The sequence below is a fragment of the Aeromicrobium sp. CF3.5 genome (assembly GCF_051262695.1).
Taxonomy (GTDB): domain Bacteria; phylum Actinomycetota; class Actinomycetes; order Propionibacteriales; family Nocardioidaceae; genus Aeromicrobium.
On the sequence record NZ_JBIMEZ010000005.1, the window covers coordinates 136,523 to 161,400 of the forward strand.

The window sequence follows — 24,878 nt, forward strand, 5'->3', positions numbered from 1 at the left end:
GTGGAGGGGTGGGTCAGATGCGCGGATCCTCGTCGGACGCACGGCGATCGCGGCGGCCGTCGGGGTCCGGGTCGTCGGTGCGGCGCAGGTGGTCGTCCTGTCCGGGGACGGCGGAGTCCGTGTGGTCGGTGCGGCGCTGGTGGTCGTCACGGCCGGGGACGGCGGAATCCGGGTCGTCGGTGCGGCGCTGGTGGTCGTCCTGTCCGGGGACGGCGGAGTCCGTGTGGTCGGTGCGGCGCTGGTGGTCGTCCTGTCCGGGGACCGCAGAGTCCGAACGATCCGTACGACGCTGGTGGTCGTCCCCGGTCGGGACCGTGGGATCGATCTCGTCGGCGCGACGCAGGTGCTCGTCCTGACCCTCGCGCATGCCCTGGGCCGTGTCGAGGTGCTCGGAGGCCTCGGCCTCGACGCGTTCGGCACGGGCTGACTGCTGATCGGCGGCTGCGCGCTGCATGCGTGCCTCGGCCTCGACCTCGGCAGCGCTGGCCTCCTGCTTGCGGACCTCCGTCTCCTGGGCGGCGGCCTGCGTGCGGATCTCCTCGGCCTGGTGGTGCTTGACCTCGCGACGCTTCGTGGCGGCGGTACGGGCCAGCAGCACGCCCACGACGATCACGACGAGGACGACGACGACCACGATGGCGATGATGGTTGCGGTACTCATGAGTTCTCCTTTGCAGTAGTCACGGTGATTCCGCTGCGCGGTTCACCGATCCCCGTGATGGAGACCTTCGGACACTACCAATGCCGTGCCACCGTCACCGATTGCTGCGATCAGGCGGCAGGTCTCCGCACGGATGTGCGCGACGCCACGGGGACCAGCGTCTTGTCGAGGTCGGCCCTCAGGGCGAACACCGAGTCGAGGACGTAGTTCTGCACGACCTGCCAGGGTCGACGATCTCCCTGCTGGGGAAATGAGCCGATCGATCGCTGCACGTAGCCCGAGGCGAGGTCGAGCAAGGGCTGGGCCCGCAGGTCACCGTCGACCCGGGGCACCACGGCCGCGTGATCCTTGCCGTTCATCCAAGCGAGCACCTTGCAGACGAGGCGGTGCGTCAGGTCGGCGCGCAGGGTCCACGAGGCGTTGGTGTAGCCGATGCACACCGCGAAGTTCGGCACGCCGGTCACCATGGCGCCGTTCCACACGTACTCGTCCGACAACGTGACCTCCTCGCCGTCCACCGACGGCTCGATGCCGCCGAAGGCCAGCAGCTTCAGGCCGGTGGCCGTGACGATGATGTCGGCCTCGATGACCGTGCCGGACTGCAGTCGGATGCCTTCGGGGATGAACCGATCGATGTGGTCGGTGACGACGGTGGCGTCTCCGCGCCTGACGGCCTTGAACAGGTCGCCGCCCGGCACGGCGCACACGCGCTGGTCCCACGGGTTGTAGGACGGAGTGAAGTGCGCGGTCGTCTGCTCCTGGCCGATGAACTGGGCGACATTGCCGCTGAGCACCTTGCGGGCAGCATTCGGAAAGCGCTGGCAGAACTGGTACGTGGTCATCATGAAGCCGATGTTCTTCGCGCGGATCGCCTTGTCGGCCAACGCGTCGGGGAGCACCGACTTGAGCAGTGCAGCCTTCTTGTCGTAGGTGGGCACTGCGCTGATCCACGTGGGGGTGCGCTGCAGCATCGTGACGTGGGCGGCGGCCCCTGCACCCGAGCTGTCGCCCTCGAGCATCGACGGCACCAGGGTGACCGCAGTGGCGCCCGAGCCGATCACCACGACCTTCTGGCCGGAGTGGTCGAGATCCTCGGGCCAGAACTGGGGGTGGACGATCTGGCCGTCGAAGGCCTCGGCCCCCGCGAACTCCGGGGAGTGCGGGTTCTCGTAGTCGTAGTAGCCGGCGCAGGAGTACAGGAAACCGGCGGTGAGGGTGCGGCGCTTCCCGGTCACCACGTCCTCGACCGTCACCGTCCACTGCGAGGTGGTGGTGTCGAAGTCGGCGCCGACCACCTTGCTTGAGTACTGGATGTGCTGGTCGACTCCGGTCTCAGCAGCGGTCTCCTGGATGTACTGCAGGATCGAGGCGCCGTCGGCGAGCGTCTTGTCGCCGCTCCACGGGCGGAACGCGTAGCCGAGGGTGTACATGTCCGAGTCCGAGCGCACGCCGGGGTAGCGGAACAGGTCCCAGGTGCCTCCCATGGCCTCGCGCGCCTCGAGGATCGCGAACGTCGTGCCGGGACGTTCGGTCTGCAGGCGGTAGGCCGCGCCGATGCCCGAGAGTCCGGCGCCGACGATCAGGACATCGAGGTGCTGAGGTGTGCTCATACCTTCAGTATGCGCCGATCGCGGACGCGTTACTTGACTTTGCGCGACAAGAGTTTGACGCTGTGCGACATGAGGCGATCGACGTGGCGCTGATCAGGGCAGCCGGGATCCGGGGGTTCAGCGAGCTGGTGCTCGACCACGGAGGTGATCCCGAGGCGATGGCCCGACGTGCTCGGCTTCCGGTGGGGGCACTGTCCGACGATGAGCTCCTGGTCGACGACGTGGCTCTGGGCACGGTGCTCGAGATCGCCGCCACGGTGCTCGACCTGCCGGACTTCGGCCTGCTGCTCGCCGAGCGTCAGGACCTGACGATGCTGGGTGCCTTGTCGGTGGCCATCCAGAACTCACCGACCGTGGGTGAGGCGATGGAGTGCACCTCTCGCTACCTGTTCGTCCACGCCCGTGGCCTGAGCGTGCAGATGGTGCCCGATCCTCAGGGTGTCGCGGGGGTCATCGGCATCAGGTACGGGCAGGCCGGGATGGGGGAGGTCTTCGCGCAGGGACTCGACGTGGGCCTCGGCTTCCTGCACCGGACCACCCGCTACCTGTTGTCCGGTGCCTACGGGCTGCGCGGGGTCGAGCTGCCGCACCACCCGCTCGCCCCGCTGGTCCGGTACGAGACGTTCTTCGGTGTGCCGGTCCTCGCGGGGCGACCGGAAGCAATTCTGCGGGTGCCGACCAGCTTGCTCGATCAGCCCATCTTCGACGCCAACCAGGCGGCTCGCCGGTTGGCTCTCGCGCACCTGGAGGGTCAGGCCAAGGACAGCGGTCATCTCGAGACGTCGCGGGTCCGGTCCGCGCTCGAGCAGTCGCTCGGGACGACCAGCGTCCAGATCGCCGACGTGGCAGCCCTGCTCGCGACTCACCCCCGCACCCTGCAGCGCCGACTCGAGGTCGAGGGGACCTCGTTCGCCGAGGTGCTCGACGGATTGCGGGCGGCCCGCGCCAGGACCTATCTGATCTCCACCGACATGCCCATGACGCAGGTGGCAGCGGCGCTGGGACTGAGCGAGCAGTCGGCGCTCAGTCGCAGCTGTCGGCGGTGGTGGGGTCGCACGCCCAGTGAGGTCCGCCGCGCTGCCCTGTAGGGCGCCGCCCGTTCTCGGCGACTCACGTGTGCCGGGTGCGCCCGGTCAGGAACCGTCGTTCTCGACCGCGGACGCCTCCGAGCTGGTGTGCGTGGACGTCAGCTCGCTGGAGAGGTCGCGCAGCTGGCGCCGCAGAACGGCGAGATCAGGGTCGGACAGTCCAGTCCCGCAGACCACCTGGAGCTGTGCTCGCGCTGCGGCTTCCTCGAGCTCGACCCCGTGAGGAGTGAGCTCGATGACGACGTGACGGCGGTCGACTCCGCGTCGACGAACGACGAATCCGTCGGCCTCGAGTCGGCGGATCAGGGGAGTCACGGCGTGGGAGTCCAGCTCCAGCCTTCGAGCGATGTGCCCGATGGCGGATGCGCCGTCCTGCCACAGGGTCAGCATGACCAGGTACTGCGGATAGGTCAGGCCGATCTCGCTGAGCAGCGGCCGGTACGCGCGGGTGATGGCGTGAGTGGCCGCGTACAGCGCGAAGCAGAGCTGATCGTCAAGCCGCAGGTGGTCGGGCTGGCTGGGGCTGCGGTCCATAGGTGCTCCTGATCACGTGACGGGTCGTCTGGAGACCTACATCACTGTAGGACAACTCGTCACGCATGACCGATGGCCGCCGTCGCCCTCACGTGCTCGGGGAAAACGGAGGTTCACGTTCCTGCAGCAGGGCGATGAATTCATCGGCCATCTCCAGGTGCCGGCTGAGGCGGTCGCGACGCTCACGGGCCTCGGCCAGCACCGGCTCCAGGAGTGGGGCGTCGTCGGCGCCCTCGATGGTGTGCATCACCGTCAGCATCTCGTCCAGGCTGTAGCCCAGCGGCTTCATGCGCCGGATCACCAGCAGCTTGTCGACGTCGTCGGCGGTGTAGAGCCGGAACCCGCCGTCGCTGCGGGCCGAGGGGGACAGCAGACCGATCTCGTCGTAGTGCCGCAAGGTGCGGAAGGACAGGCCGGTGCGCTCGGCGACCTCGCCGATCTGCATCGAGTTGCCCGATGTGGCCTGCCCCATGTGGTGCCTTTCACGTGCCGTGCCGCGAACTCTACCCTCACGTAAGGGTAGGGTTGGGCTTACTGACTTCTGGCGGTCGGTCCTCGACCGCCGCGTGCATTTTCGCACGCCGATCGTTCCGCCCTCTTCCTCTCCCGTCTGGAGCCCTGCTGTGTCTGCCACGTCTGATCGTCCACCGTCGACCACCTCGGAGGTCGCCGCGCCCCGCGAGGACCACAGCGTGCTCGGTGCGCTGCGCTCCCCGAGTCGGCTGCGCACCGAGGTGCTGGCCGGCCTCGTGGTCGCCCTCGCGCTGATTCCCGAGGCGATCTCGTTCTCGATCATCGCCGGCGTCGACCCGCGCGTGGGCCTCTTCGCGGCCTTCACGATGGCCGTCTCGATCTCGTTCCTCGGCGGCCGCCCGGCGATGATCTCGGCCGCCACCGGCGCCATCGCGCTGGTCGTGGCACCCGTGGTGCGCGAGCACGGCCTGGACTACCTGATCGCCACCGTGCTGCTGGGCGGCGCGATCCAGGTGCTCTTCGCGGTGCTCGGCGTCGCGAAGCTGATGCGGTTCATCCCGCGCTCGGTCATGGTGGGCTTCGTCAACGCACTCGCGATCCTCATCTTCACCGCGCAGCTTCCCTACCTGATCGATGTGCCGTTCCTTGTCTACCCGATGGTGGCCGCAGGCATCGCGATCATGGTGTTCCTGCCGCGCCTCACCTCGGTGGTGCCGGCGCCGCTGGTGGCCATCGTGGTCCTCACCGCCTTCACGCTGATCGCTGCTCTGGCGCTGCCCGACGTCGGTGACGAGGGCGAGCTGCCCGACAGTCTCCCGACCCTGCTGATCCCCGATGTTCCGTTCACCCTCGAGACGCTGCAGATCATCGCTCCGTACGCCCTGGCGCTCGCCGTGGTCGGACTGCTCGAGTCGCTGTTGACCGCGAAGTTGGTCGATGACGTGACCGACACCCAGTCGCCCAAGACCCGTGAGGCGTGGGGTCAGGGCGCGTCCAACATCATCACCGGCTTCTTCGGCGGCATGGGCGGCTGCGCCATGATCGGTCAGACGATGATCAACGTGAAGGCCTCGGGTGCTCGCACCCGCATCTCGACCTTCCTCGCCGGTGTGTTCTTGCTGGTGCTCGTGGTCGGTCTGGGAGACATCGTCTCGATCATCCCGATGGCCGCACTGGTGGCCGTCATGGTCATGGTGGCCGTCGGCACGTTCGACTGGCACAGCATCGCCCCCTCGACGCTGCGCCGGATGCCCAAGAGCGAGACCACCGTGATGATCTCGACGGTCGCGGTCGTCGTCGCCACGCACAACTTGGCGATCGGTGTGGGAGTTGGCGTCCTGGTCGCCATGACGCTGTTCGCCCGTCGTGTGGCGCACCTGGCATCGGTCGACCGGGAGGTCGTGCCGGGCGAGGCCGGCGAGTCCCGCGCGGTGTACACGGTGTCCGGCGAGCTGTTCTTCGCCTCCAGCAACGATCTGTACACGCAGTTCGAGTACGCCGACGACCCCGATCGCATCGTGATCGACCTGAGCGCGTCTCACGTGTGGGACGCCTCGACCGTGGCAGCGCTGGACAGCATCGTGACCAAGTACGGGCGCAAGGGCAAGACGGTCCAGATCGTGGGCCTGAACACCGCCAGTGCCTCGATCCACGACCGACTCAGCGGCCAGCTCTCCGCGCACTGATCGCTTCGAATCTTTGCGACAGCCTGCTCGTGACCCCGGGAGGGCGAGGTCGTTGAACAGGTGTGCTCGTCCTTCTCGTCGCCACGGCCGTCGCCCTGGTTGCTGTGGCCGCCTTCTGGCTCGGGCGACGATCGGCGGCAGGTCACGGCGGCGACCTCGCCGCGCTGTGGCGCTACCAGCAGGCGCTCAACGACTGTGGGCACGAGATCGACACCCTGCTCCGCACGAACGGCGAAGCCTTGTCGGACACGTCGCGCGACGAGCTCGTCGCCGCTCGCGTGCTGGCCTACCCGCACGTGGGAGCGTTGCGCCACGAGGCTCGCGGACTCATCCTTCGAGCCAGCGTTCCCAGTCTGGCCGACTCAGGTTTCGACCTGGTCGACCTGGCGCACGCCTACCTCGCCCTGTCGGAGCGGCTGGCCGACGAGATCCTCCGGGTGCAGCGACGGCCTCGCCGGTGGCGGCCTCTGCTGCGTGACACCGCGACCTCCCGCGTCCGCAGCGTCTAGCTGTGCCGACCGGACAGGTGATTGAGTGACTCACTCGCCCCGGCCGTGTACCGGTCTGGCGTTGGCTGGGGGTTCCCCCACCTCGCGGACGGTGTGGCCGCTGCAGGCCGTCCTGGTGACGCTGGCCCGCTCGACACGCGTCATGGTGAACCACCGCATTGCGTTGCGCAGTCGGCACCACGCTACGAGGTACCACTGACCGTTCGTCGAGGCGAACAGCACGGGTTCGACGTCGCGGGTGGTCGTGGTCCCATCTCTTGATGTGTAGCGGATACGGATGACTCGCTGCTCGGCCATCGCCTCCTCCAGTGCCGACCTGATGGCGCGCGAAGGGGAGGGAAGTGCGTTGACCCATACGCGGCCGGCCAGCTCGTCGGCTCTTGCTCGGGTTCTGGGATCGATGACGTCCAGGATCTTCTGGATCCCGGCTGCGGCCAGATCGGCATAGGGGGCATCGGGTGCAGCGGACACGGCCGCCAGCAGCGCCACGGCCTGCGCCGGGGACAGGCTGACAGGTGGAAGGGTCGCGCCTGCGGCCAATCCGTAACCACCGCCGGGACCTGGGCGCGACCACACGGGCGCGCCGCTGCTCTCGAGCGCAGCGAGGTTTCTCTTGACTGTGCGCACGGACACGCCGAACTCCCTCGCCAGCCGATCGGCGGAGCAACCCCGTGATCCGTGACGACGCAGCATCTCGGACAGGGCATGGAGTCGTTCTGCTCGCTTCACCGTTCAGCACGTGTCGAATTCATGACGCAAATAGTGACATGCACGTGACCGGAGTGCCTACGAAGGTGTTGACATGACAACTACGACGAGCAGTCCGACCATCATTCTCATCGCTGGCCACTGGCTGGGAGCTTGGGCATGGGATGAAGTCCTCGACCACCTGGATACCGACCACTCTCGTGCAATCGCGATGACGCTGCCTGGTCTCGATGGGGACGATCCTGAGCGTGCGACGAAGACTCTCGACGATCAAGCCGCAGCGGTCCTCGACGTCTTCGCTCAACTCGGGGTCTCCGAGCATGAGCCCGCCTCTCTCGTCGCTCACAGTGGGGCGAACGCCCCCGTCAGCCTCATCCTTGACCGGCACCCTGAGCTTGTTCAGCGCGTGGTGTGGGTCGACTCCGGCCCGGTGGCGACGGGAAGCGTCTTCGCCCCAGACCTCCCGGAGGGGTTGGAGGAGCTTCCGCTGCCGTCCTTCGACGTCCTCGCGCAGCAGGCGAGCCTCGAAGGCCTGAGCGCAGAGGTCCTCGAGCGTTTTCGGGCCCGGTCCGTACCTGAGCCCGGCCCTGTGCTTCGTCAGCCCGTCGAGCTCACGAACGAAGCCCGCCACAAGGTCCGGACCACCCTGGTGTGCTGCTCGATCTCGAGCGCACAGGTGCTGGAGCTGGCCCGCGCAGGCCATGCCATGTTTGCCGAAGTCGCGAACGTCGAGCACGTCGACGTCGTCGACCTCCCGACGGGGCATTGGCCCATGTGGAGCCGTCCCCGCGACCTCGCCAAGGCCATTCAGTCAGCGGCTTCGCGAACCACCTGAACTGCACGTTGGGGGACTGCTCCGTCGACAGCTCATTGCACCCTCACCTCGGTTCACGTGAACCGCCTGTCGCATGCAGGCGGCCTCGGGGCTCATTCGTCGGCCGGATCGACGATGCGGGGGTCTGCGGTGGTGACGTCGACGATGTGCACGTGGCCGATCTGGGGACCTGACGTGCGGCCGGGCCCCAGGAGATCGTCCAACGTCGCCTCGATGGTGTGGTGAGCCCGTGCGGCATCATCGGCGACCGGTACTCCGTAGCGAACCACCAGCTCCACGGTCAGCGACTGCAGGTCGTGGAGGGGATCGACATCGATCACCACGCGACGTACGGCGGCGTCGAGCAGTGCGGGTGCGAGCTGATCGTGAAGGACTGCGGTGATGACCGACGTCGAGATCAGGAGGTGTCGTCGTGGTTCGGCCGCGCGCACCATCTGGGTGCGGCGGGGCGCGGCGTGGGCGGCGCGCCGTATCCGACCGGCGGCGGTGGTGGCGTCCAGCGGTGGGGCGGTGGCGCGCAGCTGGGCCGTCGCGACCGAGAGATCGGCCTCGCCGCGCGCGAGGTCGAGCCCATCGGGCACCTCGTCGATGTCGCTCATCGCCACTGCTCCATCCTGATAGCAAGAGTGCGCCGAGCCCGGTGCAGCTGGCCACGCACCACGGTGGGCGTCGTGTTCAACACCTCGGCGATGTCGGCATACGACTGGTCCTCGAGCTCGCGCAGCACCCACGTCGCGCGCTGGGTCCACGGTAGTTCACCGAGAGCGCGGGTCAAGGTCTCCCACAGCTCGCTGGACAGCGCCGCTGTCTCGGGATTGGATCGCTGCCGGGTCTGCGTCGACCCCAGGCGGTGCTCGGCGGAGAGCGGTTCCAGCAGTTGGTTGTCGACCGGCAGAGGGCGCCGACGGCGACGACGCTCGATGGCCTCGCGCTGCACGATCGTGAACAACCACGTCTGCACCGTGGAGCGGCCCGCGAAGTCCGGCAGGCCCTTCCATGCCTTGATCCAGGCCTCCTGGACGGCATCCTCGGCCGCCACGGTGTCGCCGTCGAGAAGACGCGTGGCGAAACGCAGGGTGGGTGGGAACAGGCGGGCGAACAACTCGTCGAACGCAGCGCGATCACCCAGGCCAGCGCGCCGCGCCAGCACGTGGTCTGACGCCTCCGCCAGTCCGGCGGCAACCGAGCTCTCGCGTGACACACGTTCATGGTGGCACCGCGCAACCCACCCGGCACGCGGTGTGAGGTAGGTCACAGTAGCGTGACGAATGGACGACTCGGCCCGTCTCACTGGTATTGCTCCCGAAGGTCGGGACATCCAGAGCGAAGGATCATGCCGTGAACGACAAGACCATCGAGAAGACCACCCCCGCAGGCGTCGATCGGACCAGCTCGCAGGGCCGCACCACGATCGCCGACACCGTCGTGTCGAAGATCGCAGGCATCGCGGCCCGTGAGGTCAACGGCGTGCACGCCCTCGGCGGCGGAGCGTCGCGCGCCGTCGGTGCCCTGCGGGACCGCATCCCCGGAAGCTCCACGAACCATGCGCAGGGCATCAGTGTCGAGGTCGGTGAGAAGGAGACCGCGATCGACATCCAGCTCGTGGCCGAGTACGGCGTCGCCATCTCGGACCTGGCCAGCGGAATCCGCAGCAACGTCATCTCGTCGGTCGAGCGCATGGTCGGTCTGACCGTCGTCGAGGTCAACATCGAGATCCAGGACATCTACATCGAGTCCGAGGACGACAGCGACGCGAGCATCAGCGAGCCGCGGGTCCAGTGAACGCCGCCGACGGTTCTCATCAGGACCACCCCACCGCAGCCGACGACATTGCCGCGGCCGTCCGGGCCGTGCCGGGTGTCAGCGGTCTGCATGCCGGCGCCTTCGGCGAGGTGGGTACCTACCTGCCGGGCCGTCGGGTCGCCGGTGTGCGGCTGGGCGCGGACGCCACGGAGGTGCACATCGCCGTGGTGATGGGCAGCTCGATCGCAGACGTGGCCCAGCGCGTCGTGGCTGCGGTGGAGCCGCTGGCCCAGGCGCCGGTGCAGGTGTACGTCGAGGACGTCACCTCCGCGTCGGAGGTCACCGAGAGCGATCGGGCCTGACCCGTGAGTGAGACCGACGAGCAGTGGCGCCGGGAACGGCGGGAGATCGTTCGCCGTCACCATCCAGATCGCGGTGGAGATCCGGCGCTGCTCGTCGCCGAGCTCGACAGGTGTGATCGGCGGTATCGCCAGTTGCCGGTCGACGTCACCGCGACCGCAGGACTCGCTGAACCGCTGCGCCGGGGCCTGCGCCGAGCCACTCGGACCGCTCGCAGGCAGGTGCGCAAGGTCCGCGCCAACCTTCCCAGGCGCTGGCCCGGTCACCGCAGGTACCACGACATCTCGTCCTAGGTGCCGTCGTCGACACGACGCATCACTGCACCACCAATCCCATCAGGAGAATCGCACATGACCACATCGACCATTGGCCTCATCGCCGGCCTGCTGCTTGCCATCGCGGCCGCGGCTGGCGGATTCGTCGGCTTCCTCGTTGCGCTCGTCCTCGGCACCGCTGGATATCTCATCGGCGGACACTTCGACGGCGAAATCGACCTGTCGGCCCTTCTCGGACGCCGCGGCCGTGGCTGACACACCCTCCACGGGCGGGGTCGCGGCGCGACCCGATGCGCTGGCTCCTCCAGCCGAACGTGGCCGCACGACCATCGCCGACAAGGTGGTCGACCGTGTGGCGGTCGCCGCGACGTCGGAGGTCGACCAGGTGCTGACCGCGCGAAGCGGATGGACCCGGCTCGTCGGGCGCAGCCTTCCCAGCGCTCACGCGGTCGTGGCCGGCAAGACCTGCAAGATTGAGATCGAGGTGGCGGTCCCGTGGTCCGCGCCCTTGCCGACGGTCGCAGCGCAGGTCCGAGACCACGTCGCTGATCGGGTGCAGGCACTGACCGGTCTGGCCGTCAGCCGCGTCGACGTGACGGTCGCTGACGTCGTCCACGCCGCGAACGACACTCCCCGGGTCCGGTGAGCGCCATGTCCCAGGAATCGCCATCGATGGAGGAACAGATGACCACCACCAGGGGCCCGGAGCCAGAGGGTCGTGCGATGTCTGCGGCCAAGGAGCCGGTCGGCACCGGCAGCGCGCCGCTGTTCGCCCAGCTGATCGCACTCCTGCTGATCGGCGTCGGCGTGGTCGCGGTGCAGCACCTGCTCGTGACGCAGGGCGCCATCTCGGGTGCGTCGTGGCTCGGCTCGGTCGTCGATGCAGCTGACGGGGTCCAGGGGTCCTCGCCAGCCGTGCTCACGGTGGGGATCGTCGCGGTGGTCCTCGGCGTCCTCCTGCTGCCCGTGGTCTTCAAGCCCCGACCGCGCACGAGTCTGACCCTCGCGGCCAGCACGGGCGTGCACCTGACGCCCAAGGACGTGGCGCGGATCGTGGCATCGGCGGTGGACGACGCTGACTCGATCACTGACGTCAGCGTGACGGCCACGCGCCGCAAGGTGCGGGTGAGAGCTACCACCGTGGCGCCGAAGAACCGTGCTTCAGAGGTCTCGTCCGACCTGCGGCAGAAGACCGAACCGCTGCTCGCCACGTTCTCGAAGCCGCCCCGGCTCGCCATCTCTCTCGATCACGACATCTGAGGCCGACACCATGACCACACGCAAGCTCTTGTTCATCGATCGCACAGCCACGTTGCTGTTGTCGATCCTTCTCCTGGGCGTCGGCGCGGCCGCCCTCTGGTGGTGGGACGGCCGCACCATCGCCGGCATCACGCCGCTCGAGACCAGCGACGTCACCACGGTGTCCGACACGATCGAGTCGTCCTGGTTCCCGTGGGTGGCCGCCGTGGTCGGTGTGCTGCTGGCGGTGGTGGCCCTGCGCTGGATCGTGGCCCACCTCACTCCGGCCACCGTCAAGCGGTTGCGGCTGGGTGGGACCGACACCACCGGTCGTCTCGAGGTCGCCGCCGACAAGGTCGCCGCCTCCGCCGCGGATGCCCTGGGCGACACGCTCGGAGTGCGTTCGACCAACGGATCGGTCCTGCGGGATCGCGGTCAGATGGTGGCCCGGCTCAAGGTCACCGTCGAACCTGACGTCGACCTGGCTGCACTGGCCGAGCGCGCCGACATCGTGTCCGCTCAGCTCGCCACCGCCCTCGAGCGCAAAGATTTGCGCTGTGACGTTCGAGTCCACGTGGCAAGGAGCGGACGACGCCTGACGCGGGCACGATGAAAACCCAAGACCACCCCGGCGACTGCCGGGGTAGCACCACACACCACCACCAAAGGAGAATCACATGGGTATCGCAGACAAGGCCAAGAACGCCGCCGAGGACCTGGCCGGCAAGGCCAAGGAGGCCGTCGGTGACGCCAAGGGCGACGACCAGATGAAGGCTGACGGCAAGTCCGACCAGACGAAGGCGTCGGCCAAGAAGGCCGGCGAGGACGTCAAGGACGTCTTCAAGAAGTAGTCGCTGAACCCCGAGGCCGGTGACACCTTGACGGGTGTCACCGGCTTCGTGCGCGTCAGGCGTACGCTCACCTCGGCGCGCTCTGCACCATGGAGGCGAAACGAGAGGCCGATGCACGTGCACAGCAAGTGGTTGACCCCGGTGCGCGTCGTACCCCTCGCCTTTCTCGCGGCGATCACGATCGGCACCGCGCTGCTGGCGCTCCCGGTCTCCACAACCGGTCAGGGCAGTGGGGGCCTGCTGCCCGCCCTGTTCACCTCGGTCTCGGCGGTGTGTGTCACGGGTCTGGCCACGGTGGACACCGCCACCTTCTGGAGCCCCACCGGACAGGCCATCATCCTGGCCCTGATCCAGGTTGGCGGATTCGGCATCATGACGCTGGCGACCGTGCTCCTGCTCGTGGTCGGGCGGAACCTGGGGGTGCGCACCGGGCTCGTCGCGCAGGCCGAGACGCACGCGGTCGACCTGGGCGACGTGCGAGCGGTCGTGCGGAGGCTCGCCGTCATCGTGGTGACCTGCGAGGCCGTCATCATCGCCATGATCCTGCCGCGCTTCCGCCTGGCCTACGACGACGACCTGCCGACGGCCGCCTGGCATGCGGTCTTCCACGCCATCTCCGCGTTCAACAACGCCGGATTCGCCCTCTACTCCGACAGCCTGGTGGGTTTCGTCGCCGATCCCTGGGTGATGTTGCCGCTGTGCGCGGCGGTCATCGTCGGCGGACTGGGCTTCCCGGTCATCTCCGAGATCGTCCGCACCTCCCGGCAGCGCTGGAGCGTGCACTCGCGCGTGACGGTGTACGGCACGATCGTCCTGCTGATCATCGGAATCGGAGGGTTCGCGCTCGCCGAGTGGAGGAATCCGGACACCATCGCGAACCTGAGCACGGGCGGCAAGGTCGTCGCGTCGATCACCGGCGGGGTGATGCCCCGCACGGCCGGATTCAACTCCGTGGACTACGCGGCGGTGACGCCCGAGAACCTGATGCTCACCAATGTCCTCATGTTCATCGGCGGGGGCAGCGCCGGGACCGCAGGTGGCGTCAAGGTCGGCACCTTCGTGCTGCTCGCCGTCGTCATCTGGAGCGAGCTGCGCGGCGAGCAGTCGGTGAGTGTCGCTGGACGCACCATGCCGTCCTCGCTGCAACGCCAAGCCCTGACGGTCGCACTGCTGGCGGTCGCTGCCGTGCTCGCCGGGACCATGGCTCTGCTGATCACCACCGACTTCACCTTCGAGCCGTTGCTGTTCGAGTCCATCTCGGCCTTCGCGACCGTCGGACTGTCCACCGGGATCACACCGGACCTGCCGCCGGACGGTCAGGTGGTGCTGATCGTGCTGATGTTCATCGGCCGGGTCGGCATCGTGACCGTGGGGGCCGCACTGGCCCTCTCGCACCGCCGGCGGCGCTACTCGCTGCCGGAGGAGCGCATCATCGTGGGATGACCGGCGTGGGTACCTCGCGCCAGCTCAGACCGCACCCACCCGCTGCAGCACGGTCTCGATCAGCAGCGGGTGGTCCGCGATCGGTGGCGTGACTAGGTCGGCCCCGGAGGCCCCGAGCTGATCATGGAAGTAGCCGGGAGCGAGCAGCCAGCTCGCGACCGTCACCGCACCGCCGTGCTCGGTGCGGGACCGGGAGACGGCGGTGGGGATGTCTGGCTGTGCGGCCGAGGCGAAGCCGGCCGTCACCGGTCGGTCCAGCAGCTCGGACAACCGTTCGGCCGCCGCGTGGACCTCGGCGACTGCGTCCGGACGGCTCGACCCCGCTGCACCGAGAACCACCGACCGGGCCGTACGACCGCGATCGGCCTCGGCCGCGCGCACCCGATCGGCCACCGCCGCCACCAGGTCTGGTCCGACAGCAGCCGTGATGCGCGCACGACCACCGGTCGCGGCGACGGCTTCTGGGATGTCGGTACGGACGTGGTAGCCGCTGGCCAGGAAGACCGGGACCACGATCGCGTCCGGCACCGCGGCCAGGACCTCGGGCAGCTGGGGCTCCACGACGTCGACCCATGCCCACCGGACGTCCGCCTCGGGCAGTCGGGCGGCGACCTGGTTCCGGATCCGCCACCCGACGTCTTGGCCAGCCGGATGGGCCGTGCCGTGACCGACCAGGACGATCCGCATCAGGTGCGCTCGGGGTCGGCGCCGGCCGCGGCGAGCTCCGACTCGCCAGCCGCAGGCGCGTCCTCGGTGGGACGCCGGCGGTACTGCACGATCGTCCACGCCAGGATGGCCGCCGCGGCGACGGCGATCACCACGTAACCGACGGTCCGCGGGGCACCGTCGACACCGATGGCCTCGAACAAGGGGCGGCTGTTGGTGAGCAGGATCATCCCGCCGACCGCGACACCGAGCACCTGGGCGGGCAGTCGACTGACCAGCCAGGCGGCGATCGGGGCGGCGATCAGGCCGCCGATCAGCAGGGCGCCGACGATGCCGAAGTCGATCCCGGCGGTGCCGAGTCCGAACAGGAAGCCGAGGCTGGCCGCGACCGAGACCATGAACTCGGAGGTGTCGACCGAACCGATGACCGTACGGGGGGCGGTCTTTCCGGCGCCCAGCAAGGTGGAGCTGGACACCGGGCCCCAGCCGCCGCCGCCGGTGGCGTCGATGAAGCCGCCGACCAGGCCGAGCGGGACGAGTAGCCGCTTGCCGTGCGGGGAGGTGCGGACCGTCGCCACCTTGGGCGGACGGAACGCGAACCGGATCAGGATGTAGATGCCGAGGGCGGCGAGGATGCCGGCCATGACCGGCGCGCCGGCCTCGGTGGACAGCCGGGACAGGACGGTGGCGCCGGCGAAGGCACCGACGGCGCCGGGTACGCCGAGACGGAGCACCAACCGCCAGTCGGTGTTGCCGAGCTTCCAGTGCGAGGCGCCGGAGGCGAGGGTGGTGCCGATCTCGGCGAGGTGCACCGAGGCGCTGGCCAGCGCGGGAGTGAGGCCGGCGAGCAGCAGCATGGTGGTGGAGGTGACGCCGTACCCCATGCCGAGGGCACCGTCGACGAGTTGTGCCGCCAGGCCGACCAGGGCCAGCAGGATGAGCTTGTTCATGGTGTGACCTTCGTGATCAGGAGGGGATGGCCCAGGCCGGAGAGAGGGTCACGACGTCGCCGATGACGATGACCGCCGGTGACGTGACTCCCCGCTCCTGGGCCCGGTCAGCGATCGTCGACAGGTCGCCGACGGTGACACGTTGCTCGGGGGTGCAGCCTCGTTCGATGACGGCAACCGGACATCGGGCATCACGCCCGTTCGTGATCAGGTCAGCGGTGGTGCTCGACAAGGTGGTGACCCCCATCAGCACGACCAGGGTGTGGTCGGTTCCGGCTGGTAGGTCGCCGAGCTGGTCGTGCCCGGTGACCACGGTGAAGCCGCGGGACAGTCCGCGATGGGTGATCGGGATGCCGGCAGCAGCCGGGACCGCGATCGCGCTCGTGACGCCGGGGACGACCTCGACGTCGACGCCAGCCTGTTCACAGGCGAGGCGCTCCTCGGCACCGCGACCCAGCACGTACGGGTCACCGCCCTTGAGCCGGACCACACCGTGCCCGGCGTTCGCCTCGTCGACGAGGATCTGGTTGATCTCGTGCTGCGGTACGGGGTGGTGGCCCGGCGTCTTGCCGACATCGATCACCCGTACGGTCTCGGGTAGCCGGTCGAGCAGGCTGCGCGGGCCGAGCCGGTCGGTGACGACCACGTCGGCCGTCGACAGCAGGTGGTAGGCGCGCTGGGTGACCAGACCCTCGTCGCCGGGACCGCCGCCGACCAGCGCCACCCAACCGGCGTCGCGCGGGCGGTGCCGCACCGCCGGCACGACCTCGGTGGCGAGCACCTCGGCCAGCCGGTTGCGGATGGACACCGCACGCCGTGGGTCGCCGGCGTTCACGGCCAGATCGACCGGTCCGTCGGGGGTGTCGACCCGGTGCCGGGCAGGGACATGGGCGGTCGCCGCCGTCTGGTCAGTGGCGTTCACGCACCAGATGCGTCGCTCGGTGCAGCCGCGGGACACGTGCGCGTCGAGCGCGAGGTCACCGGTCGCGGTGTGCACCAGCCAGACATCGTCCAGGTCGGCGTCGACGACGTCACGCGGGGACCATCGCACCCGGCCGGCATCGACCAGGTCGGCGAGGTCCTCGCAGACGATGGGGGAGACGAGGTGGACCGCCGCACCGGCCTCGACCAGGGCCTGCACCCGGCGGGCCGACACGGGCCCGCCACCGACGGCCAGCACACGGCGATCGGTCAGGTCGAGGAGCAACGGCAGTCCGTCCATCAGATCTCCCACTCGATGGTCGACGCGTGCGACGTCTCGTCGGGGTGCACGTCGGAGGAGACCATTCCGGCGGCCAGCGTCTTGCCCGAGACTGCGTCCACGAGCAAGAAGGCGCCGCCGCGCCGAGAGGTCTCGTACGGCTCGGCCAGGATGGGACGGGCCAGCTTGATCGTGACCCGCCCGATGTCGTTGAGCGCCAGGTGGTCCGCCGGATGATGACCGAGACTCTCGAGGTCGAGTCGACCATGAATCGTCTCGATCTTGGCCTGCACGGTCCGGCTGGTGTGCTTGAGCAGCACCCGCGCCCCGGGGTGCAGCTGCTCCTCGGCGATCCAGCACAGCATCGCGTCGAGCTCCAGGGTGGGCTCCGGAGCATCCTGGGCGGCGGCGATCATGTCCCCGCGGGCGATGTCGAGCTCGTCGGCCAGGCGCAACGACACCGATTGCGGTGCGAAGGCTTCGGTCAGCTCGCCGTCGGCGGTGTCGATGCCGACCACGGTGGTCCGCTGGCCGTTCGGCAGCACGACGACCTCGTCGCCCGGTCGCACGACACCGGCACTGATCTGACCGGCGTAGCCGCGGTACTCGACCAGATCGGGCGAGACCGCCGCCTCCTGCGGACGCAGCACCAGCTGCACTGGCAGGCGGAAGTCCTCCAACGCCGGGTCGGTTCCGCTGGGCAGCGACTCGAGCAGCTCCAGCAGGGCCGGTCCCGTGTACCACGGGGTGCGCTCCGATCGGGTGGCGATGTTGTCACCGGCCAGCGCCGACACCGGGAGGGTGTGCACGTTGGTGAGCTGGAGCACCGACACCAGCTGCTCGATCTGACGCTCGATCTCGGCGAAGGGCTCGGGGTCGTAGTCGAGCAGATCGATCTTGTTCACAGCCACCACGACGTGCGGGACGCGCAGCAGGGCCGCCACGGCGAGGTGGCGACGGGTCTGCTCGAGCACTCCCTTGCGGGCGTCGACCAGCATCACGATCACGTCGGCGGTGCTCGAGCCGGTGACGGTGTTGCGGGTGTACTGCACGTGCCCGGGGCAGTCGGCGAGGATGAAGTTCCGCTTCTCGGTCGCGAAGTAGCGGTACGCGACGTCGATGGTGATGCCCTGCTCGCGCTCGGCGCGTAGGCCGTCGGTGAGCAGCGCCAGGTCGGCTGCGGTCAGGCCACGCTCGGCGCTGACCCGCTCGACTGCGGCCATCTGGTCGACCAGCACGTTCTTGGTGTCGTGCAGCAGCCGACCGACCAGGGTCGACTTCCCGTCGTCCACCGAGCCGGCCGTGGCGAGCCTCAACAAGGTGCTCATCAGAAGTACCCTTCCTTCTTGCGGTCCTCCATGGCGGCCTCGGTGATCCGGTCGTCGGCCCGGGTGGCGCCACGTTCGGTGATGGTGGTGGCGGCGACCTCGGTGACCACGGCCTCGGCATCGGTCGCATCGGACTCGACCGCACCGGTGCAGGACATGTCGCCGACCGTGCGGTAGCGGACCAGCCGCTTCTCCACGGTCTCGTCTTCACGTGAGGGCAGGTACGGGTTGACCGACAGCAGCATCCCGTCGCGAGCGAACACCTCGCGCTCGTGGGCGTAGTACAGGCTCGGCAGCTCGATCTGCTCCCGGGCGATGTAGCGCCAGACGTCCAGCTCGGTCCAGTTGCTCAGCGGGAAGGCGCGGACGTGCTCGGCGGGGCGGTGCCGCGCGTTGTACAGATTCCACAGCTCTGGGCGCTGGTTGCGTGGGTCCCACTGCCCGAACTCGTCGCGCAGGCTGACGACCCGCTCCTTGGCGCGGGCCTTCTCCTCGTCGCGGCGACCGCCCCCGTACACGGCGTCGAAGCGGTGCGCCCCGATAGCGTCCAGCAGCGGACGGGTCTGCAGCGGGTTGCGGGTGCCGTCGGCGCGCTCGCTGAGACGACCGTCGTCGATGTAGTCCTGCACCGAGGCGACGACCAGGCGCAGCCCGTGCTGCTCGACGACGCGGTCGCGGTACTCGATCACTTCGGGGAAGTTGTGCCCGGTGTCGACGTGCATCAACGGAAAGGGCACCGGGGCGGGCCAGAACGCCTTGCGGGCGAGGTGCAGCATCACGACCGAGTCCTTGCCGCCGCTGAACAGCAGGACGGGGCGTTCGAGCTCGGCCGTGACCTCGCGGAAGATGTGGATCGACTCGGTCTCCAGGGCGTCGAGCAGGCTGAGCTCGCGCCCCCCGAACCTGTCGTCCCCGGTCGGCGGCCGGGCCTCGGACTGCTCACGCACGTCGCTGCTCATGTGTGGATCCCGCACTCGGTCTTGGTGAGGCCAGCCCATCGACCGGCCCGCGGATCCTCGCCCGGGGCGACACGGCGGGTGCACGGTTCGCACCCGATCGACGGGTAGCCCTGCGACAGCAGAGGATTCACCGGTACGTCGTTGGCCTGCCCGTAGTCGAGCACGTCCTCGAAGCTCCACAGCGCGATCGGGTTGATCTTGACCATCTCGTGCTGGGCGTCCCACTCGACGAACTGGGTGTCGGCGCGCAGCGCGTTGTCCTCGCGGCGCACCCCGGTCACCCACGCCTCGTATCCGGCCAGTGAGCGGTTCAACGGCTCCACCTTGCGCATCGCGCAACAGGCGGCGGGGTCCCGGTCGTGCAGCTTCGCACCGTACTGGGCGTCCTGCTCGGCCACGGTCAGCTCGGGCAGCACGTCGACGACGTTGACGTCGAGGGAATGGGCCACCGCCGCACGCGTCCCGCGGGTCTCGGCGAAGTGATAGCCGGTCTCCAGGAACAACACGTCGACGCCGGGCACCTGCTGGCTGACCAGGTGCGGCAGCACGGTGTCGCCGGCCATCGAGCAGGCGACGGCGATCGAGCGGCCGAACTCCTCACCGGCCCAGGCCAGCACCTCGTCGGCCGTCGCGTCGGTGAACCGTTGCTGGGCCGCCTCGGCGATCTCCTGCAGCACTGCAGGGTCGCGGCGCGTCGTGGTCATTTCGATCCTCCCCAGGACAGGTCGGCGTCCGTGGCGCGGTGCGCCCAGACCGCGAAGGTCTCGTCGTCGCCGCGTTGCTCGAGGAAGGTGCGGACTACCTGCTCGATGTAGTCGGCGACGTCGTCGGACCCGACGCGCAGGCCGCGCACGGTGCGGCCGAGGCCGGCCTCCTCGCGGTCGTGGGACGCGAGGCCGCCGCCGAGGTGGACCTGGAAGGCGAACTCGTCGGCACCGTCGGTGCCTCGTCCGAGCTGACCCTTCAGGCCGATGTCGGCGACCTGGATGCGCGCACAGGAGTTCTGACATCCGTTGACGTTCAGGCTGATCTGCTGCGGCAGCTCGATGCTGGCCAGCCGCTCCTCGAGCTGGGTGATCACGTCGGCGGCCAGGTGCTTGGTCTCGACGAACGCGAGCTTGCAGAACTCGATGCCGGTGCAGGCCATCGTGGCGCGCCGGAACGGGCTGGGGTTGGCGGTGAGGCCGATCTGCTCGAGTCCGGCGACCAGCTCGTCGACCGCTGCGGGCTCCACGTCGAGCACCAGCAGCTTCTGCAGTGGGGTGAAACGCACCCGCCCGGACCCGGCGGCCTCGGCCAGCTCGGCGACCTTGGTCAAGATGGTGCCCGAGACCCGGCCGACGGTCGGGGCGACCCCGACGTACACGCGGCCGTCCTTCTGCTCGTGCACACCGACGTGATCGGCGTTGCCCTGCGCTGGCTTGGGGGCCGGGCCGTCGGCGAGCGCGTAGCCGAGGTACTCGTCCTGCAGCACCTGTCGGAACTTCTCCGTTCCCCACTCGGCGAGCAGGAACTTCAGTCGCGCCTTGGTGCGCTGCTTGCGGTAGCCGTAGTCGCGGAAGATCGAGGTCACGCCGTGCCACACGTCGGGAGCCTGTGCCTCGGTCACGAACGCGCCCAGCCGCTCGGCCAGACGAGGCGTGGTGGACAGCGCGCCGCCGACCCACAGGTCGTAGCCGGGGCCCAGGTCGGGGTGCACCACGCCGACCAGGGAGATGTCGTTGATCTCGTGCACCACGTCGAGGCTGGGGTGTCCGGTGACGGCGGTCTTGAACTTGCGCGGCAGGTTCGCCAGTTCCGGGTCGCCGATGAATCGGTCCTTGATGGCCTGGAGGGTCGGCGTGGGGTCGATGATCTCGTCGGCGGCCACACCGGCCACCGGGCTGCCGAGGAAGACGCGCGGCGTGTCCCCACACGCCTCGATGGTGTCCAGCCCGGCCGCCTCCAGGCGCGCCCAGATCTCGGGGACGTCCTCCACCGCGATCCAGTGGTACTGGATGTTCTGACGGTCCGACACGTCGGCGCTGTCGCGGGCGAACTCCGTGGAGATCTCGCCCAGCACCCGCAGCTGGTCGGCGGTGACCGCACCGCCGTCAAGGCGGATGCGCATCATGAAGTACTCGTCGGACAGCTCGTCGGCCTCGAGCTTGGACGTGCGGCCACCGTCGATGCCCTGCTTGCGCTGGGTGTAGAGGCCCCACCAGCGGAACCTGCCGTGCAGGTCCTCCTTCGGGATCGAGGAGAACCCCTCCTTGGAGTACGTGTCGATGATCCGCTGACGCACGTTCAGGCCGTTGTCGACCTGCTTCCACTCCTCGTTGCCGTTCAGGGGTGCGGTGCCGTCGACCTTCCACTGGCCCCTGCTGGGGGCGTCGGCGGTGGTCGGTGCATGGGTTGCGGTCATGAGTTCCTCATCTGGCGTAGGTGTGGGCACTCACGCAGCGCTGGCGGCCGGGACCGGGCAGAACCTGCGAGCGCCCGGTCGATACGGGGCGTTCAGCAGGCGCGACAGATGGCCGAGCGGAGACGACCGAAGTCCAGGTGACGGCGGGTCACCAGCAGCAGGACTGACGTTGTGGTCATGCGGGCGAGCGTAGGTGCGGACGCTGGGCGTTGGACGAGCGTCTCAGTGGTTGGGATGGCATCTCAGGGACCGGGATGGTCCTGCGCGGTGGAGCGGTGTTCGCGACGTGATGACCGACGCGCCATCGAGTATCCCGAAATTCGAGAGGGCGCTCGCCGAGAACCTCGGGGGTGTGTTGGTACCAGCAAGAGAAGGCGAGGAGCTCAGGTAGCCGAGCGCCTCACCTTGCGGCGGAGGCAAGCCTCCGCCGGGTCCAGTTGATCTGCACGAGCAAAGAACGCGAGAAGCCCGGCGTTGCGGGGCTCCTCGCGTTTCGGCGGAGGTGAACCTCCGCCGGGTCCAGTTGATCTGCGCGAGCAAAGAACGCGAGAAGCCCGGCGTTGCTGGGCTCCTCGCGTTTCGGCGGAGGATAGGGGATTCGAACCCCTGAGAGCTTTCACTCAACCCGCTTTCCAAGCGAGCGCACTAGGCCACTATGCGAATCCTCCGTGGATGAGGTTACCGGTTCGTACCTGCGTAGGACGAACCGGGATGGATCCGTATGATGGACGCAGCCCCTCGCGCGGCGACACATCACCCAACTCCCCCAGGGCCGGAAGGCAGCAAGGGTCAGTGACCTCTGTCGGGTGCGCGAGGGGTCTTTTCGTGCCCAGCCCACCTCGCGACATTTGGGGCCATCTGCGCACCATGTAGTCGTGTTCGACTCCATGGCGCCCGCACGACGTCGCATGGTGCTGGTCGTTCTCGGTCTCGTGATTCTCGCCGTCATCGGTGCCGCGGGCGCCGTGGTGCTCGACCGCATCACCGACGACGGGCCCGCCGACCAGACTCAGCTGGGGCCGGTTCTCGTGGTCCCCGGCTACGGCGGGCAGGTGTCTTCGGTCGAGCCGATCGTCGCCGCCCTGCGCGACAGCGGCCGCGACGTCATGGTCGTCGAACCGACCGGTGACGGCACCGGCGACCTCACCGAGCTGGCGCAGGAAATCGATGGCGCGGCACTCACCGCGATCGAGGGCACCGGAGCCGAATCGGTGGACGTGGTCGGCTACTCCGCCGGAGGAGTGGCGGCCCGCCTGTGGGTGGCCAGCGAGGGCGGGGCCAACGTGGCCCGCCGGGTGCTGTCGGTCGGCTCGCCCCACCACGGAACCGACGTCGCAGCCCTCGCACTCGAGGTGGCCGGAGACTGCCCGGTCGCGTGCGAGCAGCTGGCCCCGGACAGCGACCTGCTGCGCGTCCTCAACGCCGGCGACGAGACCCCCGACGGCCCGGAGTGGATCACGGTCGCCTCCACCGCCGACGCCGTCGTCACGCCGACGGACTCCTCTCGCCTCGACGGCGCCCTGAACCTCGTCGTGCAGGAGTTCTGCCCGGAGCGCACCACGAGTCACGGCCAGCTGCCGGGGGACCCCGTGGTGCTCGAGACCTTGGACAGTGTGCTCGGGCCGGCTGCTCCTCGGATCCCGGTGCGCGCCAGTTGCGCGTGACAGGCCACTCGCAACGCTGCGTGCCGGTCGGCGTCGTGGACTAACCTCGCGGCATGACCTTGGCGACGGGTGAGCGCTTCGAGACCTACGGGTCGACCCACCTGGCCGTCCTGGCGATCTTCGTGGTCGGCGTCGTCGTGGTGACCGTCGCCGGTCGACGCCTCCGCGACCGACCGGCTGAGCAGCTGGTGCGTCGGATGTTCGCCGTCGTGCTCTTGTGCGTGACCATCCCGCTGCAGGTGCTGCAACTGACCCCCGGTGAGTGGAACCTGCAGACCTCGCTGCCGTTCCAGCTGTGCGACCTCGCCTGGATGTTCGCGGCGCACGCCCTGTGGACCCGCAACCGGCTGACCTCCACGATCACCTACCTGTGGGGAATCACGCTGACGACCCAGGGAATGCTGACGCCCGATCTGGCGTCGGACTTCCCCGAACCGCGATTCCTGATGTTCTGGGGCATGCACGTCCTGATCGTGTGGGCCTCGTTCTTCCTCGTCCCTGGCCTGCGGATCCTGCCGACATGGCGGACCTACCGGCAGACGGTGGCGGTCACGATGGCCTGGGCGTTGGCGGCCTACGGTTTCAACGTCGTCGCCGGCACCAACTACGGCTACCTGAACCGGCTGCCCGGCAACGCGTCGCTGCTGGACTACCTGGGACCGTGGCCGGTGTACGTGGTGCTGGAGATCGCGATCGTCGCGTCGGTGTGGGCGCTGCTGACCTGGCCGTGGGTGCGGAGATGTGATCCGGCGCCCGTCGCCGCTTGACGCCAGCCAGCCCAGACCTTAACGTTTATCGTTGTTATCGAAAAACGTTATGGAGGAATGATGTTCGACGACCAGACCTATCAGGCCAGCACCAGCGACCGACGGGCGTTGCAGCTCTTCGCCGTGCTGGGCGCTGTGATCGCGGTGATCGTGACGTGGCGAGCGATCGCCCGCATCATCGAGGTGCTGCCCAATCGCGACGTCACGGTGACCGGCGTCTTCGAGGGCACCCCGGCGACCGCTCCGATCGGGCCCGCCGGCGAGTCCGTCGGCGTCGAGCTGCAGCGGGCGACCCTCACCGTGCCGTCCTTGCCCGCGGCATCGCTCGGGTCGGTCGTCATCGGGCAGGTTCTGCTCGCTGTCGGAGTGACCGTGATCGTCGCCTGCCTGATCGGGCTGACCCGAGAGCTGGCTGCCGGGCGGATCTTCAGCACCCTGAGCACCCGCCTGGTCACCGTGGCCAGCGTGATGGCGGTGGTGACCTACGCCGGCGTCCCCTTCTTCGACAACATGGCGGCCAACGGGGCATTCGCTCGGTTGAGCGATCGCACCTTCGACAACGCCCCCATGGCGGCCGACCTGACCGGGCTGGTGGTGGCTGGGTTCGGCGCAGCACTGGCCAGCACGGTGTTCGCGATCGGCAATCGGATCCGGCGGGACGCCGAGGGGCTCATCTGATGGCGCCGGCCGAGCTCGACCAGACCGCCCGGATCCACTGCCGCCTCGACGAGCTGCTGCTGGCTCGCGACATGACGCTGACGAGCCTGTCGTCGATCGTCGACGTCAGCGTGGTGAACCTGAGCATCCTGAAGAACGACCGTGCGCGAGCGATCCGTTTCACCACCCTCGTGGCGATCTGCGAGGCGCTCCAGTGCGATGTCGGCGAGCTCCTCACCACCCGCGCGCCGTCCTAGGTGCAGCGCT

31 protein-coding genes, 1 tRNA gene and 1 other RNA gene are annotated in these 24,878 nt (G+C 68.8%); 18 read left to right on the plus strand and 15 right to left on the minus strand.

The window, feature by feature from the left end; translation table 11 throughout:
• Positions 1 to 13: 13 nt before the first annotated feature.
• Together ACHAA3_RS10985 and ACHAA3_RS10990 are read right to left on the minus strand one after the other, a co-directional pair.
• The gene (locus ACHAA3_RS10985) at positions 14 to 661 is read right to left on the minus strand and encodes a hypothetical protein (protein ID WP_435709053.1); all 648 of its coding nucleotides are present in this window, start codon (positions 659 to 661) and stop codon (positions 14 to 16) included.
• A gap of 110 nt (positions 662 to 771) precedes the next feature.
• Positions 772 to 2,271 (minus strand): flavin-containing monooxygenase, encoded by a 1,500-nt coding sequence (locus tag ACHAA3_RS10990; protein ID WP_435709054.1) that lies wholly within the window; start codon positions 2,269 to 2,271, stop codon positions 772 to 774.
• 62 nt (positions 2,272 to 2,333) lie between these two features.
• Between ACHAA3_RS10990 and ACHAA3_RS10995 the strand changes: the two genes are divergently transcribed.
• Positions 2,334 to 3,359 carry an AraC family transcriptional regulator gene (locus tag ACHAA3_RS10995; RefSeq protein ID WP_435709055.1) on the plus strand — a complete coding sequence of 342 codons (1,026 nt, stop codon included), beginning with the start codon at positions 2,334 to 2,336 and terminating at the stop codon, positions 3,357 to 3,359.
• A gap of 45 nt (positions 3,360 to 3,404) precedes the next feature.
• Here ACHAA3_RS10995 and ACHAA3_RS11000 read toward each other — a convergent pair whose 3' ends face one another.
• Together ACHAA3_RS11000 and ACHAA3_RS11005 are read right to left on the minus strand one after the other, a co-directional pair.
• On the minus strand, positions 3,405 to 3,893 hold the full coding sequence (locus tag ACHAA3_RS11000) for a MarR family winged helix-turn-helix transcriptional regulator (protein WP_435709056.1): 489 nt from the start codon (positions 3,891 to 3,893) through the stop codon (positions 3,405 to 3,407).
• An 88-nt stretch (positions 3,894 to 3,981) separates the two neighbouring features.
• Entirely contained in the window at positions 3,982 to 4,365 is a 384-nt protein-coding gene (locus tag ACHAA3_RS11005; protein WP_435709057.1) for a MerR family transcriptional regulator, read from the minus strand.
• Positions 4,366 to 4,516: 151 nt separating this feature from the next.
• On the opposite strand from ACHAA3_RS11005, the gene ACHAA3_RS11010 reads away from it, so the two are divergent.
• Positions 4,517 to 6,052: a SulP family inorganic anion transporter gene (locus ACHAA3_RS11010; RefSeq protein ID WP_435709058.1), complete on the plus strand. Its 1,536-nt coding sequence runs from the start codon at positions 4,517 to 4,519 to the stop codon at positions 6,050 to 6,052.
• A 62-nt stretch (positions 6,053 to 6,114) separates the two neighbouring features.
• Positions 6,115 to 6,561, plus strand: coding sequence for a hypothetical protein (locus ACHAA3_RS11015; protein ID WP_435709059.1), 447 nt, complete (start codon positions 6,115 to 6,117; stop codon positions 6,559 to 6,561).
• Between the two features lie 30 nt (positions 6,562 to 6,591).
• Here the strand turns inward: ACHAA3_RS11015 and ACHAA3_RS11020 are convergent, their stop codons facing one another.
• A complete protein-coding gene (locus ACHAA3_RS11020) occupies positions 6,592 to 7,290 on the minus strand; it encodes a helix-turn-helix transcriptional regulator (RefSeq protein WP_435709060.1) in 699 nt (232 codons plus the stop codon).
• A gap of 73 nt (positions 7,291 to 7,363) precedes the next feature.
• Between ACHAA3_RS11020 and ACHAA3_RS11025 the strand changes: the two genes are divergently transcribed.
• Positions 7,364 to 8,104 carry an alpha/beta fold hydrolase gene (locus ACHAA3_RS11025; protein WP_435709061.1) on the plus strand — a complete coding sequence of 247 codons (741 nt, stop codon included), beginning with the start codon at positions 7,364 to 7,366 and terminating at the stop codon, positions 8,102 to 8,104.
• A 92-nt stretch (positions 8,105 to 8,196) separates the two neighbouring features.
• On the opposite strand, the gene ACHAA3_RS11030 is transcribed toward ACHAA3_RS11025, so the two are convergent.
• Positions 8,197 to 8,703: a hypothetical protein gene (locus ACHAA3_RS11030; protein WP_435709062.1), complete on the minus strand. Its 507-nt coding sequence runs from the start codon at positions 8,701 to 8,703 to the stop codon at positions 8,197 to 8,199.
• Positions 8,700 to 9,305: an RNA polymerase sigma factor gene (locus ACHAA3_RS11035; RefSeq protein WP_435709063.1), complete on the minus strand. Its 606-nt coding sequence runs from the start codon at positions 9,303 to 9,305 to the stop codon at positions 8,700 to 8,702. The genes ACHAA3_RS11030 and ACHAA3_RS11035 overlap by 4 nt, the downstream gene beginning before the upstream one ends.
• A 137-nt stretch (positions 9,306 to 9,442) precedes the next feature.
• Between ACHAA3_RS11035 and ACHAA3_RS11040 the strand changes: the two genes are divergently transcribed.
• The 9 genes from ACHAA3_RS11040 to ACHAA3_RS11080 all read left to right on the plus strand — a co-directional run bounded on the left by ACHAA3_RS11040 (position 9,443) and on the right by ACHAA3_RS11080 (position 14,015).
• Positions 9,443 to 9,886 carry an Asp23/Gls24 family envelope stress response protein gene (locus ACHAA3_RS11040; RefSeq protein ID WP_435709064.1) on the plus strand — a complete coding sequence of 148 codons (444 nt, stop codon included), beginning with the start codon at positions 9,443 to 9,445 and terminating at the stop codon, positions 9,884 to 9,886.
• Positions 9,883 to 10,209 (plus strand): hypothetical protein, encoded by a 327-nt coding sequence (locus ACHAA3_RS11045; RefSeq protein WP_435709065.1) that lies wholly within the window; start codon positions 9,883 to 9,885, stop codon positions 10,207 to 10,209. Before ACHAA3_RS11040 ends, ACHAA3_RS11045 begins: the two co-directional genes overlap by 4 nt.
• Positions 10,210 to 10,212: 3 nt before the next feature.
• A complete protein-coding gene (locus ACHAA3_RS11050; protein ID WP_435709066.1) occupies positions 10,213 to 10,500 on the plus strand; it encodes a hypothetical protein in 288 nt (95 codons plus the stop codon).
• A gap of 57 nt (positions 10,501 to 10,557) precedes the next feature.
• Positions 10,558 to 10,737, plus strand: coding sequence for a DUF2273 domain-containing protein (locus ACHAA3_RS11055; protein ID WP_435709067.1), 180 nt, complete (start codon positions 10,558 to 10,560; stop codon positions 10,735 to 10,737).
• Positions 10,730 to 11,128, plus strand: coding sequence for an Asp23/Gls24 family envelope stress response protein (locus tag ACHAA3_RS11060; protein WP_435709068.1), 399 nt, complete (start codon positions 10,730 to 10,732; stop codon positions 11,126 to 11,128). The genes ACHAA3_RS11055 and ACHAA3_RS11060 overlap by 8 nt, the downstream gene beginning before the upstream one ends.
• A gap of 38 nt (positions 11,129 to 11,166) precedes the next feature.
• A complete protein-coding gene (locus tag ACHAA3_RS11065; protein ID WP_435709069.1) occupies positions 11,167 to 11,742 on the plus strand; it encodes a DUF6286 domain-containing protein in 576 nt (191 codons plus the stop codon).
• Between the two features lie 10 nt (positions 11,743 to 11,752).
• Complete coding sequence (locus ACHAA3_RS11070) at positions 11,753 to 12,334, plus strand: hypothetical protein (RefSeq protein WP_435709070.1); 582 nt, start codon at positions 11,753 to 11,755, stop codon at positions 12,332 to 12,334.
• Between the two features lie 64 nt (positions 12,335 to 12,398).
• Entirely contained in the window at positions 12,399 to 12,572 is a 174-nt protein-coding gene (locus ACHAA3_RS11075; RefSeq protein WP_435709071.1) for a CsbD family protein, read from the plus strand.
• Between the two features lie 111 nt (positions 12,573 to 12,683).
• On the plus strand, positions 12,684 to 14,015 hold the full coding sequence (locus tag ACHAA3_RS11080) for a TrkH family potassium uptake protein (RefSeq protein WP_435709072.1): 1,332 nt from the start codon (positions 12,684 to 12,686) through the stop codon (positions 14,013 to 14,015).
• Positions 14,016 to 14,039: 24 nt separating this feature from the next.
• Here the strand turns inward: ACHAA3_RS11080 and ACHAA3_RS11085 are convergent, their stop codons facing one another.
• From ACHAA3_RS11085 to ACHAA3_RS11120, 8 genes are all read right to left on the minus strand, one after another.
• On the minus strand, positions 14,040 to 14,702 hold the full coding sequence (locus tag ACHAA3_RS11085; protein ID WP_435709073.1) for a sirohydrochlorin chelatase: 663 nt from the start codon (positions 14,700 to 14,702) through the stop codon (positions 14,040 to 14,042).
• Positions 14,702 to 15,631: a sulfite exporter TauE/SafE family protein gene (locus ACHAA3_RS11090; RefSeq protein WP_435709074.1), complete on the minus strand. Its 930-nt coding sequence runs from the start codon at positions 15,629 to 15,631 to the stop codon at positions 14,702 to 14,704. Before ACHAA3_RS11090 ends, ACHAA3_RS11085 begins: the two co-directional genes overlap by 1 nt.
• Before the next feature lie 16 nt (positions 15,632 to 15,647).
• Entirely contained in the window at positions 15,648 to 16,853 is a 1,206-nt protein-coding gene (gene cobA, locus ACHAA3_RS11095) for a uroporphyrinogen-III C-methyltransferase (RefSeq protein WP_435709075.1), read from the minus strand.
• Positions 16,853 to 18,160, minus strand: a complete 1,308-nt coding sequence (locus tag ACHAA3_RS11100; protein ID WP_435709076.1) for a sulfate adenylyltransferase subunit 1 — start codon at positions 18,158 to 18,160, stop codon at positions 16,853 to 16,855. The genes cobA and ACHAA3_RS11100 overlap by 1 nt, the downstream gene beginning before the upstream one ends.
• Entirely contained in the window at positions 18,160 to 19,119 is a 960-nt protein-coding gene (gene cysD, locus ACHAA3_RS11105) for a sulfate adenylyltransferase subunit CysD (protein ID WP_435709077.1), read from the minus strand. Before cysD ends, ACHAA3_RS11100 begins: the two co-directional genes overlap by 1 nt.
• Entirely contained in the window at positions 19,116 to 19,823 is a 708-nt protein-coding gene (locus ACHAA3_RS11110; RefSeq protein ID WP_435709078.1) for a phosphoadenylyl-sulfate reductase, read from the minus strand. Before ACHAA3_RS11110 ends, cysD begins: the two co-directional genes overlap by 4 nt.
• Positions 19,820 to 21,523: a nitrite/sulfite reductase gene (locus tag ACHAA3_RS11115; RefSeq protein ID WP_435709079.1), complete on the minus strand. Its 1,704-nt coding sequence runs from the start codon at positions 21,521 to 21,523 to the stop codon at positions 19,820 to 19,822. The genes ACHAA3_RS11110 and ACHAA3_RS11115 overlap by 4 nt, the downstream gene beginning before the upstream one ends.
• A 583-nt stretch (positions 21,524 to 22,106) precedes the next feature.
• Positions 22,107 to 22,191 (minus strand) — tRNA-Ser (locus tag ACHAA3_RS11120).
• A 61-nt stretch (positions 22,192 to 22,252) separates the two neighbouring features.
• Between ACHAA3_RS11120 and ffs the strand changes: the two genes are divergently transcribed.
• The 5 genes from ffs to ACHAA3_RS11145 all read left to right on the plus strand — a co-directional run bounded on the left by ffs (position 22,253) and on the right by ACHAA3_RS11145 (position 24,868).
• An RNA gene (ffs, locus tag ACHAA3_RS11125) (signal recognition particle sRNA small type) lies at positions 22,253 to 22,349 on the plus strand.
• Between the two features lie 49 nt (positions 22,350 to 22,398).
• Entirely contained in the window at positions 22,399 to 23,187 is a 789-nt protein-coding gene (locus ACHAA3_RS11130) for a lipase family alpha/beta hydrolase (protein WP_435709080.1), read from the plus strand.
• A 53-nt stretch (positions 23,188 to 23,240) separates the two neighbouring features.
• Entirely contained in the window at positions 23,241 to 23,954 is a 714-nt protein-coding gene (locus ACHAA3_RS11135) for a YwaF family protein (RefSeq protein ID WP_435709081.1), read from the plus strand.
• A gap of 60 nt (positions 23,955 to 24,014) precedes the next feature.
• Positions 24,015 to 24,632 carry a DUF2975 domain-containing protein gene (locus ACHAA3_RS11140; RefSeq protein ID WP_435709082.1) on the plus strand — a complete coding sequence of 206 codons (618 nt, stop codon included), beginning with the start codon at positions 24,015 to 24,017 and terminating at the stop codon, positions 24,630 to 24,632.
• Positions 24,632 to 24,868, plus strand: a complete 237-nt coding sequence (locus ACHAA3_RS11145; protein WP_435709083.1) for a helix-turn-helix domain-containing protein — start codon at positions 24,632 to 24,634, stop codon at positions 24,866 to 24,868. The genes ACHAA3_RS11140 and ACHAA3_RS11145 overlap by 1 nt, the downstream gene beginning before the upstream one ends.
• Positions 24,869 to 24,878: the final 10 nt, after the last annotated feature.

What these genes read in the sequence shown, in the direction of transcription:
- ACHAA3_RS11080 (WP_435709072.1), top strand. Translation starts at nt 12,684, where the DNA reads ATGCACGTGCACAGCAAGTGGTTGACCCCGGTGCGCGTCGTACCCCTC.
- ACHAA3_RS11110 (WP_435709078.1), bottom strand. Translation starts at nt 19,823, where the DNA reads ATGACCACGACGCGCCGCGACCCTGCAGTGCTGCAGGAGATCGCCGAG.
- ACHAA3_RS11090 (WP_435709074.1), bottom strand. Translation starts at nt 15,631, where the DNA reads ATGAACAAGCTCATCCTGCTGGCCCTGGTCGGCCTGGCGGCACAACTC.
- ACHAA3_RS11115 (WP_435709079.1), bottom strand. Translation starts at nt 21,523, where the DNA reads ATGACCGCAACCCATGCACCGACCACCGCCGACGCCCCCAGCAGGGGC.
- ACHAA3_RS11070 (WP_435709070.1), top strand. Translation starts at nt 11,753, where the DNA reads ATGACCACACGCAAGCTCTTGTTCATCGATCGCACAGCCACGTTGCTG.
- cysD (WP_435709077.1), bottom strand. Translation starts at nt 19,119, where the DNA reads ATGAGCAGCGACGTGCGTGAGCAGTCCGAGGCCCGGCCGCCGACCGGG.
- ACHAA3_RS11075 (WP_435709071.1), top strand. Translation starts at nt 12,399, where the DNA reads ATGGGTATCGCAGACAAGGCCAAGAACGCCGCCGAGGACCTGGCCGGC.
- ACHAA3_RS11100 (WP_435709076.1), bottom strand. Translation starts at nt 18,160, where the DNA reads ATGAGCACCTTGTTGAGGCTCGCCACGGCCGGCTCGGTGGACGACGGG.
- ACHAA3_RS10990 (WP_435709054.1), bottom strand. Translation starts at nt 2,271, where the DNA reads ATGAGCACACCTCAGCACCTCGATGTCCTGATCGTCGGCGCCGGACTC.
- ACHAA3_RS11085 (WP_435709073.1), bottom strand. Translation starts at nt 14,702, where the DNA reads ATGCGGATCGTCCTGGTCGGTCACGGCACGGCCCATCCGGCTGGCCAA.
- ACHAA3_RS11140 (WP_435709082.1), top strand. Translation starts at nt 24,015, where the DNA reads ATGTTCGACGACCAGACCTATCAGGCCAGCACCAGCGACCGACGGGCG.
- ACHAA3_RS10985 (WP_435709053.1), bottom strand. Translation starts at nt 661, where the DNA reads ATGAGTACCGCAACCATCATCGCCATCGTGGTCGTCGTCGTCCTCGTC.
- ACHAA3_RS11005 (WP_435709057.1), bottom strand. Translation starts at nt 4,365, where the DNA reads ATGGGGCAGGCCACATCGGGCAACTCGATGCAGATCGGCGAGGTCGCC.
- ACHAA3_RS11025 (WP_435709061.1), top strand. Translation starts at nt 7,364, where the DNA reads ATGACAACTACGACGAGCAGTCCGACCATCATTCTCATCGCTGGCCAC.
- ACHAA3_RS11055 (WP_435709067.1), top strand. Translation starts at nt 10,558, where the DNA reads ATGACCACATCGACCATTGGCCTCATCGCCGGCCTGCTGCTTGCCATC.
- ACHAA3_RS11065 (WP_435709069.1), top strand. Translation starts at nt 11,167, where the DNA reads ATGACCACCACCAGGGGCCCGGAGCCAGAGGGTCGTGCGATGTCTGCG.
- ACHAA3_RS11145 (WP_435709083.1), top strand. Translation starts at nt 24,632, where the DNA reads ATGGCGCCGGCCGAGCTCGACCAGACCGCCCGGATCCACTGCCGCCTC.
- ACHAA3_RS11000 (WP_435709056.1), bottom strand. Translation starts at nt 3,893, where the DNA reads ATGGACCGCAGCCCCAGCCAGCCCGACCACCTGCGGCTTGACGATCAG.
- ACHAA3_RS11135 (WP_435709081.1), top strand. Translation starts at nt 23,241, where the DNA reads ATGACCTTGGCGACGGGTGAGCGCTTCGAGACCTACGGGTCGACCCAC.
- ACHAA3_RS11030 (WP_435709062.1), bottom strand. Translation starts at nt 8,703, where the DNA reads ATGAGCGACATCGACGAGGTGCCCGATGGGCTCGACCTCGCGCGCGGC.
- cobA (WP_435709075.1), bottom strand. Translation starts at nt 16,853, where the DNA reads ATGGACGGACTGCCGTTGCTCCTCGACCTGACCGATCGCCGTGTGCTG.